The organism is Streptomyces sp. NPDC058157, from assembly GCF_042884105.1.
Taxonomy (GTDB): Bacteria; Actinomycetota; Actinomycetes; order Streptomycetales; family Streptomycetaceae; genus Streptomyces.
In genome coordinates this window covers 47,897-63,753 of the sequence record NZ_JBHVUQ010000022.1, presented here as the reverse complement: position 1 = coordinate 63,753, position 15,857 = coordinate 47,897, and the positions used below count along the sequence as shown (strand labels likewise).

Annotated in this window: 15 protein-coding genes; 11 read left to right on the top strand and 4 right to left on the bottom strand. The window is 72.9% G+C overall.

Annotation, left to right across the window (positions count from 1 at the left end; translation table 11 throughout):
• Positions 1 to 69 precede the first annotated feature (69 nt).
• The gene (locus ACFVXK_RS08480) at positions 70 to 435 is read right to left on the bottom strand and encodes a DUF1844 domain-containing protein (protein WP_042819415.1); all 366 of its coding nucleotides are present in this window, start codon (positions 433 to 435) and stop codon (positions 70 to 72) included.
• 326 nt (positions 436 to 761) lie between these two features.
• Here ACFVXK_RS08480 and infC point away from each other — a divergent pair, with 326 nt between their 5' ends.
• The 10 genes from infC to ACFVXK_RS08430 all read left to right on the top strand — a co-directional run bounded on the left by infC (position 762) and on the right by ACFVXK_RS08430 (position 11,850).
• Positions 762 to 1,463 (top strand): translation initiation factor IF-3, encoded by a 702-nt coding sequence (infC, locus tag ACFVXK_RS08475; RefSeq protein ID WP_389610744.1) that lies wholly within the window; start codon positions 762 to 764, stop codon positions 1,461 to 1,463.
• 98 nt (positions 1,464 to 1,561) lie between these two features.
• Complete coding sequence (gene rpmI, locus ACFVXK_RS08470; RefSeq protein WP_030012385.1) at positions 1,562 to 1,756, top strand: 50S ribosomal protein L35; 195 nt, start codon at positions 1,562 to 1,564, stop codon at positions 1,754 to 1,756.
• A 103-nt stretch (positions 1,757 to 1,859) separates the two neighbouring features.
• Complete coding sequence (rplT, locus tag ACFVXK_RS08465; RefSeq protein WP_079425210.1) at positions 1,860 to 2,246, top strand: 50S ribosomal protein L20; 387 nt, start codon at positions 1,860 to 1,862, stop codon at positions 2,244 to 2,246.
• A 135-nt stretch (positions 2,247 to 2,381) separates the two neighbouring features.
• A complete protein-coding gene (locus ACFVXK_RS08460; protein WP_389610743.1) occupies positions 2,382 to 3,239 on the top strand; it encodes a TrmH family RNA methyltransferase in 858 nt (285 codons plus the stop codon).
• Positions 3,240 to 3,294: 55 nt separating this feature from the next.
• On the top strand, positions 3,295 to 4,407 hold the full coding sequence (locus ACFVXK_RS08455; RefSeq protein ID WP_389610742.1) for an ATP-binding protein: 1,113 nt from the start codon (positions 3,295 to 3,297) through the stop codon (positions 4,405 to 4,407).
• 167 nt (positions 4,408 to 4,574) lie between these two features.
• Positions 4,575 to 5,702, top strand: coding sequence for a phenylalanine--tRNA ligase subunit alpha (gene pheS / locus ACFVXK_RS08450; protein ID WP_079425206.1), 1,128 nt, complete (start codon positions 4,575 to 4,577; stop codon positions 5,700 to 5,702).
• Positions 5,702 to 8,230: a phenylalanine--tRNA ligase subunit beta gene (gene pheT, locus ACFVXK_RS08445; protein WP_389610741.1), complete on the top strand. Its 2,529-nt coding sequence runs from the start codon at positions 5,702 to 5,704 to the stop codon at positions 8,228 to 8,230. Before pheS ends, pheT begins: the two co-directional genes overlap by 1 nt.
• Before the next feature lie 173 nt (positions 8,231 to 8,403).
• A complete protein-coding gene (locus ACFVXK_RS08440; protein ID WP_389610740.1) occupies positions 8,404 to 9,477 on the top strand; it encodes a PP2C family protein-serine/threonine phosphatase in 1,074 nt (357 codons plus the stop codon).
• Positions 9,478 to 9,929: 452 nt separating this feature from the next.
• Positions 9,930 to 11,267: a transcriptional regulator gene (locus ACFVXK_RS08435; protein WP_389610739.1), complete on the top strand. Its 1,338-nt coding sequence runs from the start codon at positions 9,930 to 9,932 to the stop codon at positions 11,265 to 11,267.
• Positions 11,268 to 11,319: 52 nt separating this feature from the next.
• Entirely contained in the window at positions 11,320 to 11,850 is a 531-nt protein-coding gene (locus tag ACFVXK_RS08430; RefSeq protein ID WP_389610738.1) for an NUDIX hydrolase, read from the top strand.
• Here the strand turns inward: ACFVXK_RS08430 and ACFVXK_RS08425 are convergent.
• Positions 11,847 to 13,169, bottom strand: a complete 1,323-nt coding sequence (locus tag ACFVXK_RS08425; protein WP_389610737.1) for an acyltransferase family protein — start codon at positions 13,167 to 13,169, stop codon at positions 11,847 to 11,849. The two genes, ACFVXK_RS08430 and ACFVXK_RS08425, sit on opposite strands and share 4 nt — an antisense overlap.
• A gap of 74 nt (positions 13,170 to 13,243) precedes the next feature.
• Positions 13,244 to 14,146, bottom strand: coding sequence for a 3-hydroxybutyryl-CoA dehydrogenase (locus ACFVXK_RS08420; protein WP_389610736.1), 903 nt, complete (start codon positions 14,144 to 14,146; stop codon positions 13,244 to 13,246).
• 155 nt (positions 14,147 to 14,301) lie between these two features.
• Here ACFVXK_RS08420 and ACFVXK_RS08415 point away from each other — a divergent pair, with 155 nt between their 5' ends.
• Positions 14,302 to 15,561: a glycoside hydrolase family 10 protein gene (locus tag ACFVXK_RS08415; RefSeq protein WP_389610735.1), complete on the top strand. Its 1,260-nt coding sequence runs from the start codon at positions 14,302 to 14,304 to the stop codon at positions 15,559 to 15,561.
• Positions 15,562 to 15,609: 48 nt separating this feature from the next.
• Here the strand turns inward: ACFVXK_RS08415 and ACFVXK_RS08410 are convergent, their stop codons facing one another.
• Complete coding sequence (locus ACFVXK_RS08410) at positions 15,610 to 15,825, bottom strand: DUF1918 domain-containing protein (RefSeq protein WP_389610734.1); 216 nt, start codon at positions 15,823 to 15,825, stop codon at positions 15,610 to 15,612.
• Between the last annotated feature and the right edge of the window lie 32 nt (positions 15,826 to 15,857).

Genomic DNA, 15,857 nt, shown 5'->3' with positions numbered 1-15,857 from the left:
CCGATGGGCCGTCCGCGAGCTCGCGGACGGCCCATCGGCACGTGTAAACGGAATCAGCGGGCGGCGGGCTCAGGCGTAGACGGGGCCCGTGAACTTCTCGCCCGGGCCCTGGCCCGGCTCGTCCGGCACGAGGGAGGCCTCGCGGAAGGCCAGCTGGAGCGACTTCAGGCCGTCGCGCAGCGGGGCCGCGTGGAAGGAGCTGATCTCGGTGGCGCTGGCGGAGACCAGGCCGGCCAGGGCGGTGATCAGCTTGCGGGCCTCGTCGAGGTCCTTGTGCTCGGAGTCCGGCTTGTCCAGGCCCAGGTTGACCGCCGCGGCGCTCAGCAGGTGGACGGCCACCGTGGTGATGACCTCGACGGCCGGGACGTCCGCGATGTCGCGGGTCATCTCGTCGTAGTCGGGAGGGGTGGAATCGGAGGGCGTCGCGTCAGTCATGCGCTCCACGATAGGTCGTGCGGCGGCCTTGCTTTGCGTGGGGTAGTATGGACATCGACCGGCCGGACACCTGTGTGCCCGGCCCACAAGTGGAGGCTCCGATCTCCCACCCGACCACCCTCCGGGGCGGCGGGTCATCCGGTCAGGCGGTATCCATCGTTCCGTACGGACGATGGAAGGCCGCCGAGTTGCGCCCCGCGGTTTGCACGCGGCGGTGCTCCGGTTGTTTTGGAGCCCCTGCCTGTGCCCGGCGGGGCATTTTTCATTCTCCGCCGCGGTTGAGGTCTGACGACACAAAGACGTCAGCGGTTGTCTGCCAGACAGCCGTGTGGTGCTACCGAGGAGGATCCATCAGCACCGAGCCCCGCATCAACGATCGGATTCGCGTCCCTGAGGTGCGACTCGTCGGTCCCAGCGGCGAACAGGTGGGCATTGTTCCGCTTGCGAAGGCGCTTGAGCTCGCGCAGGAGTACGACCTGGACCTGGTCGAGGTCGCGGCCTCCGCTCGCCCGCCGGTCTGCAAGCTCATGGACTACGGCAAGTTCAAGTACGAGTCGGCCATGAAGGCCCGTGAGGCGCGCAAGAACCAGGCGCACACGGTCATCAAGGAGATGAAGCTCCGGCCGAAGATCGACCCGCACGACTATGACACCAAGAAGGGTCACGTCGTTCGGTTCCTCAAGCAGGGCGACAAGGTCAAGATCACGATCATGTTCCGTGGTCGCGAGCAGTCCCGGCCGGAGCTCGGCTACCGACTGCTGCAGCGTCTCGCTTCGGACGTCGAGGACCTCGGGTTCATCGAGTCGAACCCGAAGCAGGACGGCCGCAACATGATCATGGTTCTCGGTCCGCACAAGAAGAAGACCGAGGCGATGGCCGAAGCCCGCGAGGCCCAGGCCGCGCGCAAGGCCGAGCGTCTGGGCGGTACCGCCGAGGCCGCTCCGGCCGACGCCGACGCCGCCGAGGCTGACGCCGCCGAGGCCGCCCCGGCCGCCGAGGTCGAGGCCGACGGCTCCGCCGAGGCCTGATCCCGGGACACACGTTCCGGATCACCCAACAACATGACGCTCCCGCTAGCCGGTCCCCGGACCGGCGGGAGCGCCACCGACGAGGAGATAACGGCGCCATGCCGAAGAACAAGACGCACAGCGGTACCAAGAAGCGCTTCAAGGTCACCGGCTCCGGCAAGGTGCTCCGCGAGCGCGCCGGCAAGCGCCACCTGCTCGAGCACAAGTCGTCCCGCGTCACCCGTCGCCTCACCGGCAACGCGGAGATGGCTCCCGGCGACGCCGCGAAGATCAAGAAGCTTCTCGGCATCTGACGTCCCCGCTCCCGTGCCGGGAGCGGATGAACGTCGAGACCGGGACCCCATCGAATTTCGGGCCGTGTGAAGACACCCACGGCCCCGCTACAAGGAGTAAAAAGTGGCACGCGTCAAGCGGGCAGTAAACGCCCACAAGAAGCGCCGGGCGATCCTCGAGGCGGCCTCCGGCTACCGCGGTCAGCGTTCGCGCCTGTACCGCAAGGCCAAGGAGCAGGTCACCCACTCGCTGGTCTACAACTTCAACGACCGCAAGAAGCGCAAGGGCGACTTCCGTCAGCTGTGGATCCAGCGCATCAACGCCGCTGCCCGCCAGAACGGCATGACGTACAACCGCCTCATCCAGGGTCTGAAGGCCGCCAACATCGAGGTGGACCGCAAGATGCTGGCCGAGCTGGCCGTCAACGACGCCAACGCGTTCGCCGCGCTCGTCGAGGTCGCGCAGAAGGCCCTCCCGGCCGACGTGAACGCGCCCAAGGCCGCCGCGTAAGGCATTCGCCGGCCCGATGGACTGGGGCCGGCACCCACGGACCCGCAGGCGCTCGCCTGCGGGTCCGTGTGCGTTCGCCCCGCCCCGCACGGCCCCGGCCGCGCACCGGACCACCCGAGAGAGAACCCTGAGAGCATGCCCACCCCCGCCGAGCTGATCTCCCCCCGATCCCCGCGGGTGGCCGCCGCACGGCGGCTGGCGCGGCGCAACTTCCGCACCAAGGAGCGCCGGTTCCTCGCCGAGGGCCCCCAGGCCGTCCGCGAGGCGGTCGAGCACCGCGGCTCCCAGGGCGCGACCCTGATCGAGCTGTTCGCCACCGTCGAGGCCGCCGAGCGCTACGCCGACATCGTCGAGGCGGCCCTGCTGAGTGGGGCGCGCGTGCACCACGCCTCGGACGAGGTGCTCGCGGAGGTCTCGCAGACCGTCACCCCGCAGGGGCTCGTCGGCGTCTGCCACTTCCTGGACTCCCCCTTCGAGGAGATCCTCCGGTCCGGGCCCAAGCTGGTCGCCGTCCTCGCGCACGTCCGCGACCCCGGGAACGCCGGCACGGTCCTGCGCTGCGCGGACGCCGCCGGCGCCGACGCGGTGGTGCTGACCGACGCCTCCGTCGACCTCTACAACCCCAAGTCCGTCCGCGCCTCCGTGGGCTCCCTCTTCCACCTCCCGGTGGCCGTCGGAGTCCCCGTCGAGCAGGCCGTGGCGGGGCTGCGGGCGGCGGGCGTACGGATCCTCGCGGCCGACGGGGCCGGGCAGGACGACCTCGACGCCGAGCTGGACGCCGGCACCATGGGCGGCCCCTCGGCCTGGGTCTTCGGCAACGAGGCCTGGGGCCTGCCCGAGGAGACCAGGGCGCTCGCGGACGCCGTCGTGCGCGTCCCGATCCACGGCAAGGCCGAGAGCCTGAACCTCGCCACCGCCGCCGCCGTGTGCCTCTACGCGTCCGCGCGTGCACAGCGGGCGCCCGGAGGGTGCCGCTCCGTGACCCCCAGCTAGTAATGTGGCCGTCCGGGGGCCCACTGAGCTACCCGGAGATGTGGGGTACGGGGACATGACCGTCGGCACGAACAGCTCGCCGGTGACCGGGGCGGCCGCGGAGCGGTTCCGGGACACCCCGGACGGGGCCTTCGCCCTCGACCCCGACGCGCTGCCGGACGGGCTGGTCGTCGCCGACCACACCGGACACGTCGTCTGCTTCAACCGGGCCGCCTCCAGGATCACCGCCATCACGGCCGCCCAGGCCCTCGGCGCCCGCATCGAGCGGGCGCTCCCGCTGGAGGACCTGGAGGGCCGCCGGTGGTGGACGCTGACCGACCCCTACGGCGGCCTCGCCACCCGGCGCGGCCAGCCCGAGCGGAACCTGCTGCTGCCCGGCGGCCGGGAGGTGCTGGTCTCCGCCGCCTACGTGCGCACCCACCCCACCGGCCCCCTCAGCCGCCTCGTGGTCACCCTGCGCGGCACCGAGGCCCGCCGCCGCACCGAGCGCAGCCACGCCGAGCTGATCGCCACCGTCGCGCACGAGCTCCGCTCCCCGCTGACCTCCGTCAAGGGGTTCACGGCGACCCTGCTCGCCAAATGGGAGCGGTTCACCGACGACCAGAAGCGGCTGATGCTGGAGACGGTCGACGCCGACGCCAACCGCGTCACCCGGCTGATCGCGGAACTCCTCGACATCTCCCGCATCGACTCCGGCCGCCTGGAGGTGCGCCGGCAGCCCGTGGACATCGCCGCGGCCGTCGGCCGGCACGTCCAGGCCCTCACCGCGAACGGCCAGGCCCCCGAGCGGTTCCTCGTACGGGTCAGCCGCCCGCTGCCCGACCTGTGGGCCGACCCGGACAAGATCGACCAGATCCTGGGCAACCTCCTCGAAAATGCGGTGCGGCACGGCGACGGAACGGTCACCATCGACGTAGCGCCGCACGAGAAGGGAACAGCCGTCACCGTGACCGACGAAGGCCCCGGGATCCCCGAGGAGTCGATGGCCCGCGTCTTCACCCGCTTCTGGCGGGGGAGTAAGCGCGGCGGCACCGGCCTGGGCCTGTACATCGTCAAGGGCATCGTGGAGGCCCACGGCGGCACCATCACCGTCGGGCGCGGACCCGGCGGCGGCGCGGAGTTCCGATTTATGCTGCCCGTGAGCGCGCCGGCCTACCTCACCCAGTAACCCTGCGGAGAGTCTCGCCAGGCGGCCCACGGGCTTCCTCACCCCCGGCGGCCCTTAGACTCGTCCTTTGGCACCTTTGTGTCCTTGTGCCGATCACACCGATCAGCGATCGAGTCGTGCGCGTCGTGCGGGGACCCACCAGCCAGCCATCGGAAGTACGGGAAGAGATGTCGGCACCGAACAAGTCGTACGACCCTGTCGAGGTCGAGGCACTGAAACCGGAAGAGATCGAGCGCATGCGGGACGAGGCGCTCGCCGCCTTCGCGTCCGCCGGCGACCTCGACGAGCTCCGCGAGGCGAAGACCGCGCACATGGGCGACCGCTCGCCCCTCGCGCTCGCCAACCGCGAGATCGGCGCCCTGCCGCCCCAGGCCAAGGCCGAGGCGGGCAAGCGCGTCGGACAGGCCCGCGGCGCCGTGAACAAGGCCTTCGGGGCCCGCACGGTGGCCCTGGAGGCCGAGCGCGACGAGCGGGTGCTGGTCGAGGAGGCGGTGGACGTCACGCTGCCCTACGACCGCGTGCCCGCCGGCGCCCGCCACCCGCTGACCACGCTGATGGACCGCATCGCGGACATCTTCGTCGGCATGGGCTACGAGGTCGCGGAAGGCCCCGAGGTCGAGGCGGAGTGGTTCAACTTCGACGCCCTCAACTTCACGCCCGACCACCCGGCCCGCCAGATGCAGGACACCTTCTTCGTCCAGGGCCCCGAAGGCACCCAGGGCGACGAGTCCGGTGTCGTGCTGCGCACCCACACCTCCCCGGTGCAGGCGCGCTCGCTGCTGGAGCGCAAGCCCCCCGTCTACATCGTCTGCCCGGGCCGCGTGTACCGCACCGACGAGCTCGACGCGACGCACACCCCGGTCTTCCACCAGGTCGAGCTCCTCGCCGTCGACGAGGGCCTGACCATGGCCGACCTCAAGGGCACCATCGACCACATGGTCAAGGAGCTTTTCGGCGAGCAGACCACCACCCGGCTGCGCCCGCACTTCTTCCCCTTCACCGAGCCGTCCGCCGAGATGGACATGCAGTGCTACGTCTGCCGCGGCGAGTCGGTGGGCAACCCCGACCGCCCCTGCCGTACCTGCTCCAGCGAGGGCTGGATCGAGCTCGGCGGCTGCGGCATGGTCAACCCCAAGGTGCTCGTCGCCTGCGGTGTGGACCCCGAGAAGTACAGCGGCTTCGCCTTCGGCTTCGGCATCGAGCGGATGCTGATGTTCCGTCACAACGTTGAAGACATGCGAGACATGGTCGAGGGTGACGTGCGCTTCACCCGGCCGTTCGGGAGTGAGATCTGATGCGCGTCCCGCTTTCCTGGCTGCGGGAGTACGTCGACCTCCCCGCGGGTGAGACCGGCCGCGACGTGGCCGCCAAGCTCGTCGACGCCGGCCTCGAGGTCGAGACCGTCGAGACGCTCGGCGCCGGCCTCAAGGGCCCCCTCGTCGTCGGCCAGGTGCTGACCATCGAGGAGCTCGAGGGCTTCCGCAAGCCCATCCGCTTCTGCACCGTCGACGTCGGCTCCGCCAACGGCACCGGCGAACCGCAGGAGATCGTCTGCGGCGCCCGGAACTTCTCCGTCGGCGACAAGGTCGTCGTGGTCCTGCCTGGCGCCGTCCTGCCCGGCGACTTCGCGATCGCCTCGCGCAAGACGTACGGCAAGACCTCGCACGGCATGATCTGCTCCGGCGAGGAGCTGGGCATGGGCGACGACGGCACGCACGGCATCATCGTGCTGCCGCCGGAGTACGAGCCGGGCACCGACGCGATCGAGCTGCTCCAGCTCGTCGACGAGGTCCTCGACATCGACATCACCCCGGACCGCGGCTACTGCATGTCGATGCGCGGTGTGGCCCGCGAGGCCGCCACCGCCTACGGCCTGCCGCTGCGCGACCCGGCGCTGCTCGACGTCCCCGCGCCGAACTCCTACGGCTACGCGGTGAAGATCTCCGACCCGCAGGGCTGCGACCGCTTCACCGCCCGCACGGTGACCGGCCTCGACCCCGAGGCGCGCTCCCCGATCTGGCTCACCCGCCGCCTCCAGAAGGCCGGCATGCGCCCGATCTCGCTCGCCGTCGACATCACCAACTACGTGATGCTCGAACTCGGCCAGCCGCTGCACGCCTACGACCGCTCCCGCCTCGACGGCGAGATCGGCGTCCGCCGTGCCGAGCAGGGCGAGAAGTTCACCACCCTCGACGGGGTCAAGCGGACCCTCGACGCCGAGGACCTGGTGATCACCGACAACAGCGGCCCCATCGGGCTCGCCGGTGTCATGGGCGGCGCCAACACCGAGATCGCCGACTCCGTCACCGACCCGGAGACCGGCGTCGTCACCGGCACCACCGACGTGGTCGTCGAGGCCGCGCACTTCGACTCCGTGTCGATCTCGCGCACCGCCCGCCGCCTGAAGCTGTCCTCCGAGGCCTCCAAGCGCTTCGAGCGCGGCGTCGACCCGCTGGCGGCCGCCGCGGCCGCGCAGCGCACCGTGGACCTCCTCGTGCTGCTCGCCGGCGGCACCGCCGAGGCCGGGGTCACCGAGCTCATCGCCCCGGGCGCCCCGCGCACCATCGCGATGCGCGCCGACCACCCGGACCGGGTCGCGGGCATGGACTACGGCCGCGAGACCGTCGTGCGCCGCCTCCAGGAGATCGGCTGCGACGTCTACGGCCAGGACGAGCTCGTCGTCACCGTCCCCTCGTGGCGGCCCGACCTCGCCGCGCCCAACGACCTCGCCGAGGAGGTCATCCGCCTGGAGGGCTACGGGAACCTCCCGTCCACCCTCCCGCAGGTGCCCTCCGGCCGCGGCCTGACCCCGCGCCAGCAGCTGCACCGCCGCGTCGGCCGCGCCCTGGCCGGCGCCGGCTACGTCGAGGCGCTCAGCTACCCGTTCATCGGCGAGGGCGTCTTCGACCAGCTCCAGCTGCCCGCGGACGACGCGAGCCGCCGGGTCGTCAAGCTGGTCAACCCGCTCTCCGACGAGGAGCCGGCGCTGCGCACCACGCTGCTGCCGGGGCTGCTCGGCGCGCTGCGCCGCAACGACAGCCGCGGCAGCCACGACCTGGCGCTGTTCGAGACCGGCTCGGTCTTCCGCGCCGGCGAGCAGCCCGGTGCGGCCGTACGCCTGCCGGTCGACCGCCGTCCCACGGACGAGGAGATCGCCACCCTGGACGCGGCCCTGCCCGCGCAGCCGCGGTACGCCGCGGTCGTGCTGGCCGGTGCCCGCGAGCAGGCCGGCTGGTGGGGCAAGGGCCGTCCGGCCGACTGGGCCGACGCGGTCCAGGCCGCCCGCGCGCTGGCCGTCGAGGCGGGCGCCGAGCTGGTCGTCCGCCAGGGCCAGTACGGTCCGTGGCACCCCGGCCGCTGCGCCGAGCTGGTCGTGACCCTCGACGGCGTCGAGACGGTCGTCGGCCACGCCGGTGAGCTGCACCCGCGCGTGGTCAAGGCCCTCGGCCTGCCGGCCCGCACCAGCGCCATGGAGCTCGACCTCGACCGCCTCGCGGCGGCCGGGGGCGAGGCCCTCCAGGCGCCCCGGATCTCCACCTTCCCGGTGGCGACCCAGGACGTCGCGCTGATCGTGGACGCGTCCGTCCCGGCCGCGGCCGTGGAGGCGGCGCTGCGCGAGGGTGCCGGCGAACTGCTCGAATCGCTGCGGCTGTTCGACGTGTTCACCGGTGAGCAGGTCGGCGCGGGCAAGAAGTCCCTCGCCTACGCGCTGCGCTTCCGCGCGCCCGACCGCACCCTGACCGCCGAGGAGTCCACGGCCGCGCGCGACGCGGCGGTGGCCCTCGCCGGCGAGCGGACCGGGGCGGTGCTGCGCGGCGCCTGATCCGCCGTGAGCAGGACCCGCTGAGGGGCCCGTCCGGACCACCGGACGGGCCCCTCTGGCATATCGGGGCAAGGCTCACTCATTCGGGTGAGAACGGCTCCCGGCCGTGTCCGGTACGTCAGGAGGTCGACACAATCGTTCCGGCCGACGAGCCGGAGGGGAGCGTCCTGCGGATGATCACGCGCCGGGAGATGCACCGGGCGCGCCTGGGGTGCGTCCTCGCCTGGGGCGGCGCCGCGGTGTCCTGGGAGCTGTCCACCCCGGGGCCGCTGGGGTCCAGCCTCGCCAGCTGCGCGGCCTTCCTGGTCCTGGCCGCGGGATCCGCCCTGTACGTCCGGCGCGGCCTGGTCGGCGAGCTGCGGCGCGCCCGGGAGATCGCCGGGGCGACGCAGCGGGTCCTGCTGCGGCCGCTGCCGGGGCGGATCGAGGGCCTGGCGCTGTGCGCCGCCCAGCTGTCCGCGAGCCGGGGGGCGGCGGTGGGCGGGGACCTGTACGAGGCGGTGCCGACGGCGTACGGGGTGCGGGTGGTGATCGGGGACGTACGGGGCCACGGGCTGCCCGCGCTGGGCGCGGCCGCGGCGGTCCTCGGCTCCTTCCGCGAGGCCGCGTACGACGAGGCTTCGCTGGGCGGGGTGCTGCGGAGGATGGAGCGCTCGCTCCAGCGGCACCTGCGCGAACGGGCCCGTGCGGAGCACCCCTCGGCCTGCCCGGCCGAACCGGAGTCCCCGGTGGCGGAGGACTTCGTCACGGTGCTGCTGCTCGAGATCGCCCCGGACAGCACGGTCCAGGCCCTCAACTGCGGCCACCCGTGGCCGTACCTCCTGCGCCCGGCGGCGGCCCGGGAACCCTGCGGGAGCCTCTCCCCGCCCCGCCCCTTCTCCGCTTCCCGGGGCTCCGCCCCAGACCCCGATACCGGACGCCCCGCGCAGCGGTACACCGATGTGCGGGTGCTGGACGGGGGCGAGACGTGGCCGCCGCTCGGGGTGGTGCCCGTACCCGCGGCGGTACAACCCCGGTACCTCGGCCAACTCCACCCCGGAGCCGCCCTCTTGCTCCACACCGACGGCGCCGAGGACGCCCGCGACCGGCACGGGCGGTTCTTCCCGCTGGCCCGCTTCCTCGCCGCGCGGCAGACGCTCACGCCCGCGCGGCTGGTCGCGGGCGTGCACGCCGCCCTGCTGCGCCACACCGGCGGGCGCCTCACCGACGACGTCGCGCTGCTCGCGCTGCGCAACGACCGCCCCTGACGGCGCGACGGGCGCGACCGGTGCGGCCGGACCCGCCCGGGCCGGGGGGAGTGGAACGACCCGGGCCGGTCCGGCTCGACCGGCGGTGCCGTTCCGCACCGGGCCGGTGGACGGACCCGGTGCGGAACCGGCCGGGCTCGGCGGGGGACCCGGCGACCAACCGGGCGGCCCCCGCGGAGCCTTGGTGCGCCGCCCGCCCGCCATGGAGTGTCGGGCAGACAGCAGGGCGGGCGGCGCGTTCGCCGGGTCGTCGCACTGTACGAGGGGGAGCCGACGACCGGACGGCCTCCTTGGCGAGGCTCTTAAGTGAAGCGCGGCACGACCCCTCCGCGGCAGGGTGCGTATCGCATTTATGCGAGTTCTTGGTTCACACCCCGTGTGAATTGCCCGCACCGCCCCCGTACGCACCGCGCAGCCACTAGCCTGATGCCGACGAGCCCTTGGAGGGGCCCATGCAGCCCAACGCCCTGCTCGACGCCCTCCTCGCCGAGGCGGGCATGTCCCACGCCGGACTCGCGGCGCACGTCAACCAGGCGGGCCGGTCCCGCGGACTCGCGCTGCGCTACGAACACACCGCGGTCTCCCGCTGGTTGAAGGGGCAGCGCCCCCGCGGCCAGGTGCCCGACCTGATCTGCGAGGTGCTCGGCGGACGCCTGCACCGCTCCGTCGGCCTCGACGACATCGGGCTCGGCATCCCCGGCCGGCAGAGCGCGCACGCCACCCGGCTCAGCGGCTTCGTGGACCGGGCCACCGCCCTGTGGCGCTCCGACGAGCTGGGCCGGCCCGCCCAGCTCACTGCGGAGGCCCTCACCGGGACCCCCGCCGTGATCCCGGTGTGGGAGTGGGAGAACCCGCCCGAGGACGTCGACGTGTCCCGCTCGGGCACGCAGCGGATCGGCCCCGAGCACATCGAGATCCTGCGGGCCGCCCGGGCCCACTACGAACTGATGTACCGCCGGGCCGGCGGGATGGCCACCCGGGCCCGGATCGTCCGCTTCCTCGGCAGCGAGACCGCCCCCATGCTGCGCGGCGGCTACCCCGACGACGTCGGGCGGCAGCTGCACCGCGCCACCGGGTCCCTGGTGGCGGTCGCGGGCATCTGCGCGTACGACTCCGACGCGCACGGTCTGGCCCAGCGCTACTTCCACCAGGCCCTGCGCCTGGCCAAGGCCAGCGGGGACCGGGGGCTCGGGGCGTACGTGATCGCCCTGCTGGTCAACCAGTCCCTGCACCTGCGGGACTTCCGCCAGGCCGTGGCCTTCGCCGAGGCCGCGCTGCGCGCCGCCGGCAGCCAGACCACCCCCGCGCTGGCCGCCGACCTGTACGCGATGCAGGCCAAGGCCTACGCCCAGCTCGGGGACACCGCGGCCGCCCTGGCCTGCATCCGGCGGGCCGAGGCCGCCGCCGAGCGGATCCGGCCCGGCACCGAGCCGGCCGAGACGGGCTACGTCCAGCCCGGGCTGGTCAACGTCCAGGTGGCCGAGGCGCTGCTCAGCCTGGGCGATCTGCACGGCGCGCACGAGCAGGCGGCCGAGGCGGTGGGCACCCCGGCGCACGACCGGGGACGGGTGCACCGGCTGGCCATGCTGTGCGAGATCCAGCTGCGCCAGGGGGAAGCGGACCGGGCGGTGGCTTCGGCGGCCGAAATGGCCGAACGGGCCCGGGGGATGGAGTCGCTGAGGCTGCGCGACCGGTTGCGGACGGTCCGCGAAGCGCTGCTGACCAGCGGCTGCGCCGGTGCGGAGGAGACGGCCGCCCTCATCGACGGGGCGCTGCGCGTTCCCCTGTGACCGTCCCAGCTGCTGCCATGTTGCCACCTACGAAGCGGAAGGCGGCACAACCGTGCAGTGGACGAACCTGAACGAGCAGACCGTGTACAAGAACCGCTGGTTCGACGTGAACCTCGCGGACGTGGAACTCCCCGACGGCCGGCACCTGGACCACTTCGTCATCCGGCTCCGGCCGGTCGCCGTGGCCACGGCCGTCAACGAGGCGGACGAGGTGCTGCTGCTGTGGCGGCACCGGTTCATCACCGACAGCTGGGGCTGGGAACTGCCCGCGGGCGTGGTCGAGGACGGCGAGTCGGTGGAGGCCGCGGCCGCCCGGGAGATGGAGGAGGAGTCGGGCTGGCGGCCCGGCCCGCTCCACCACCTGATGACCGTCGAACCCTCCAACGGCCTCACGGACGCCCGCCACCACCTCTACTGGGCGGACGGGGCCACCCGCATCGGCGAACCGGAGGACGGCTTCGAGTCCTCGCGCCGCGAGTGGGTGCCGCTCAAGCTCGTCCCGGACCTGATCGGGCGCGGGGAGATCCCGGCCGCCAACATGGCGGCCGGGCTGCTCCTGCTGCACCACCTGAGGCTCGGTTAGCCGTCCTCCCGGGCGGCGGCCGGCCACCGCCGGGCCGCCGCCTTCTGGACCCGCTTGCCGAGGTTCTGCATCGGGATCTCCACCAGCCGGTACATCAGGTGGCTCACGAGCAGCACCGCCGCGAGGAACAGCACGGCCCAGGCGGCCCGGCCCCACGCCGAGTGCGACAGCGGCGCCCCCAGCACCGGCCCGAGCGCGTGCGCCAGCGGGACGTGCACCAGGTACACGGAGAAGCTGACCGCGCCGAGCCAGGTCAGCACCCGGGGGAAGGACCGCAGCCGCAGCAGGAAGCCGATCCCGAAGACGGCCCAGGCGGCCAGGTAGGCGGAGGACCAGGACAGCCAGCCCGGGGTCCAGGTGTGGTCCTGGAGGCCGTCCCGGTTGTACAGCCAGCCGACCAGCACGCCCGAGACGATCACGAAGCCGCAGGCCAGCAGGGAGGGGACGCGGCCGCGCGCCGAGTGCTGCGCCCGGTACACGGCCGTGCCGGCGAACATGGTCGCGAAGATCGTCCACGTCTCGTACCAGGGGGCCCGGCTGTTCAGCGTGACCAGCACCAGGCCCAGCCCGCCCAGGAGCAGGGCGCCCGCCCGGGTCGGACCGGGCCGCCCGCTGAGCACCCCGGCGAAGCCCGCGAGCACGACCGGGACGACCACCAGCAGGGCGACGCGCACCGAGCCGGGGTCGGGCGTCAGGAGCTTCTCGCCGACGGCCGTGCCGACCGCCAGGGCGAGGGCGGCGCACCCGGCGGCGATGGGGGCACTGTGCCGGTGCAGGCCGCGGGTGAACAGGGCGGTGACGAAGAAGTAGAAGACCATCTCGTAGCAGAGCGTCCAGGTGACGTTCATGCCGTTGGTGACCCCGAGCACGTCCTGCAGCAGCAGGCCGTTGGTGATCAGCGAGCTCAGGTCGTCGCCCGTGCGCAGGACGCGAATCGCGCCGTCCCCGGCGGGCAGCACCAGGAGCGAGACGACGATGGTGACGATCAGTGCCGGGTGGATCCGGAAGAACCGCCCGATCCAGAACCCCCGGACGTCGCCCCGGCGTTCGAGGGAGGCCGGGATGATGTAGCCGCTGACTATGAAGAACAGCATGACCCCGAACAGGCCGAGGTCGAAGTTCCGCCCCACGGCTTTGCCGGCCGGCAGCATGTTCAGGATGCCGAAGTGGTGCAGGGCGACGACGAGGGCGGCGAACCCGCGCAGGGCGTCGAGCCAGCCGAGCCGGGCGGCGGCCGAGGTCTTCGGGGCCGGGGAGGGGGCCGGGGACGCGGCGCCTGGGGTGGGGGGCCGCTCCGTTGCGGTCGTGAAGCTGTTCACCGGCAGGACCCTAGCCGGTACCCCGGCCGCCACGCGGGCGACCGAGGCACTTCTCACACCATATTCACGGCGGTTCAGCCGTACGGGTAGAACCCCGAGCCCGTCTTGCGGCCGAGCCGGCCCGCGTCGACCATGCGCTGGAGCAGCGGGGGAGCGGCGTAGAGCGGCTCCTTGTACTCGGCGTACATCGAGTCGGCGATCGAGGCGATGGTGTCCAGACCGATCAGGTCGGACAGCTTCAGCGGGCCCATGGGGTGGGCGCAGCCCAGCTCCATGCCGTTGTCGATGTCCTCGCGGCTGGCGATGCCCGATTCGAACATCCGGATCGCCGACAGCAGGTACGGCACCAGGAGGGCGTTGACGACGAAGCCCGACCGGTCCTGGGCGCGGACGGCGTGCTTGCCCAGCACGTCCCGCACCAGGGCCTCGGCCCGCTTGACGGTCTCCTCGCCGGTCGTCAGCGCCGGGATCAGCTCCACGAGCCGCTGCACGGGCGCCGGGTTGAAGAAGTGGATGCCGATGACCTGGTCGGGCCGCGAGGTCGCGACGGCCAGCTTGACCAGCGGGATCGAGGAGGTGTTGGAGGCGAGGATCGCGTCGGGGCGGGTGATCACCTGGTCGAGGACCTGGAAGATCTCCGTCTTCACCTGCTCGTTCTCGACGACGGCCTCGATGACGAGGTCGCGGTCGGCGAACTCGCCGAGGTCGGTGGTGAAGGTGAGGCGGGCCAGGGTGGCGTCCCGCTCCTCCTCGCTGATCTTGCCGCGTTCGGCGGCCTTGGTCAGCGAGTTGTGCAGCCGGGTGCGCCCGATCTCCAGGGCCTCCCCGGTGGTCTCGGCGACCTTCACCTCAAGACCGCTGCGGGCGCACACCTCCGCGATGCCCGCGCCCATCTGGCCACAGCCCACCACGCCGACCCTGGTGATGTCGGTCGGGAGGGTAGAGAGGTCCGTCACATCGTGCCTTTCGCTGCTCATCCATCGCGGGTCCCCCGTAGTTCGGCAGTGGTAACTGCACCCCGGCGCCCGCCACGCCCCCCGACGTTACTCCCGTACTTCCCGCACGTGGCGGGGCGGGGCGGGCATGCTGGGCGTTCGTCGAGCGAAGTCACGGAGAGGAACGGGGTCGTCACATGGCGTACATCGGACGGCGGGGGCTGCTGGCGGGGGCGGCGGGGGTGCTGGCCGCGGCGACGGGCGCGGGCCCGGCGGAGGCCGCCGCGGGTCCCGCGCGGGCGGGAGGGCGCGGGGGAGCGGGCCGGGCGGCGGCCCGGGAGTTCCGGGGGATGTGGATCGCGACCGTACAGAACGTGGACTGGCCCTCCGCGTCGGGCCTCGCCGCCCGCACGCAGCGCGCCGAGCTCACCGCGCTCCTCGACACCGCCGTCCGGCGCCGGCTGAACGCCGTGGTCCTCCAGGTCCGGCCGGCCGCGGACTCCTTCTGGCCCTCCGCGCGCGAGCCCTGGTCGCAGTGGCTGACCGGGACCCAGGGCAAGGACCCGGGCTGGGACCCGCTGGGCACCGCGGTCGCCGAGGCGCATGCCCGCGGGCTGGAGCTGCACGCCTGGTTCAACCCGTACCGGGTGGCCAACCACACCGACCCCTCGCGACTGTCCGCCGGGCACCCGGCCCGCCGCAACCCCGACTGGGTCGTCCCCTACGGCGGCAAGCTCTACTACAACCCCGGGCTGCCCCAGGTGCGGGCCTTCGTGCAGGAGGCCATGCTCGACGCCGTCTCCCGCTACCCGGTGGACGGGGTGCACTGGGACGACTACTTCTACCCCTATCCGGTGGCGGGGGAGTACTTCGACGACGACGACGCCTACGCGGAGTACGGCGCCTCCTTCGGCTCCCGCGCCGCCTGGCGCCGGCACAACACCGACACCCTGGTGTCCGAGATGTCGCAGCGGCTGCGGCAGGTCCGTCCGGCGGCCCGGTTCGGCGTCAGCCCGTTCGCGGTGTGGCGCAACCGGGGCACCGACCCGCTCGGCTCGCCGACGCGGGCGGGCGTGCAGACGTACGACGACCTGTACGCGGACACCCGCAAGTGGGTCACCCAGGGGTGGCTGGACTACATCGTGCCGCAGGCGTACTGGCAGATCGGCCACCCGCAGGCGGACTACGCGGCGATCGTCCCCTGGTGGGCGAAGATCGTCGCGGGCACGGGCGTGGACCTGTACGTGGGCGAGGCCCTGTACCGCTGCGACGCGAACAGCTCCACGGCCGCCTGGCGCGATCCCGCGGAGCTGTCGAAGCACCTGACCCTCGCGAAGAAGTACGCGGAGGTCCGCGGCCACGTCTACTTCTCGGCGAAGCAGGTGGCCGCGGACCCCAACGGTGCCATGGCCCGGGTCGTCGCCGACCACTACCAGGCGGTGGCGGCGCCGCGCTGACCCGGCGTCAGGCAGCCCCGTGTGTGGGGTGGTCCGGTGCCGGCCGGCTCACCGCCAGGTGGGGGACGTGCCCTCGGGCCGGTCCGGGTGGCGTACCACGCAGTCGGGCCCGGGGGACATCACGGCGTCGTGCCCGTCCGGGAAGTGCACCCGGTACGGGGGCGCGCCGTTCTCGCCCAGCACCTCGACGATCTCGCCCACCCTGTCGTGCTGGCCCACGATCCTGCCGTGCTGCACCAGCTGGTCGCCCTCGGTCGCTCGCATCTGCTGACCTCCCTCGGAACAGGTCCGATCCG

What these genes read in the sequence shown, in the direction of transcription:
- ACFVXK_RS08480 (WP_042819415.1), bottom strand. Translation starts at nt 435, where the DNA reads ATGACTGACGCGACGCCCTCCGATTCCACCCCTCCCGACTACGACGAG.
- rpmI (WP_030012385.1), top strand. Translation starts at nt 1,562, where the DNA reads ATGCCGAAGAACAAGACGCACAGCGGTACCAAGAAGCGCTTCAAGGTC.
- ACFVXK_RS08460 (WP_389610743.1), top strand. Translation starts at nt 2,382, where the DNA reads ATGCCCACCCCCGCCGAGCTGATCTCCCCCCGATCCCCGCGGGTGGCC.
- ACFVXK_RS08455 (WP_389610742.1), top strand. Translation starts at nt 3,295, where the DNA reads ATGACCGTCGGCACGAACAGCTCGCCGGTGACCGGGGCGGCCGCGGAG.
- pheS (WP_079425206.1), top strand. Translation starts at nt 4,575, where the DNA reads ATGTCGGCACCGAACAAGTCGTACGACCCTGTCGAGGTCGAGGCACTG.
- pheT (WP_389610741.1), top strand. Translation starts at nt 5,702, where the DNA reads ATGCGCGTCCCGCTTTCCTGGCTGCGGGAGTACGTCGACCTCCCCGCG.
- ACFVXK_RS08440 (WP_389610740.1), top strand. Translation starts at nt 8,404, where the DNA reads ATGATCACGCGCCGGGAGATGCACCGGGCGCGCCTGGGGTGCGTCCTC.
- ACFVXK_RS08435 (WP_389610739.1), top strand. Translation starts at nt 9,930, where the DNA reads ATGCAGCCCAACGCCCTGCTCGACGCCCTCCTCGCCGAGGCGGGCATG.
- ACFVXK_RS08420 (WP_389610736.1), bottom strand. Translation starts at nt 14,146, where the DNA reads ATGAGCAGCGAAAGGCACGATGTGACGGACCTCTCTACCCTCCCGACC.
- ACFVXK_RS08415 (WP_389610735.1), top strand. Translation starts at nt 14,302, where the DNA reads ATGGCGTACATCGGACGGCGGGGGCTGCTGGCGGGGGCGGCGGGGGTG.
- ACFVXK_RS08410 (WP_389610734.1), bottom strand. Translation starts at nt 15,825, where the DNA reads ATGCGAGCGACCGAGGGCGACCAGCTGGTGCAGCACGGCAGGATCGTG.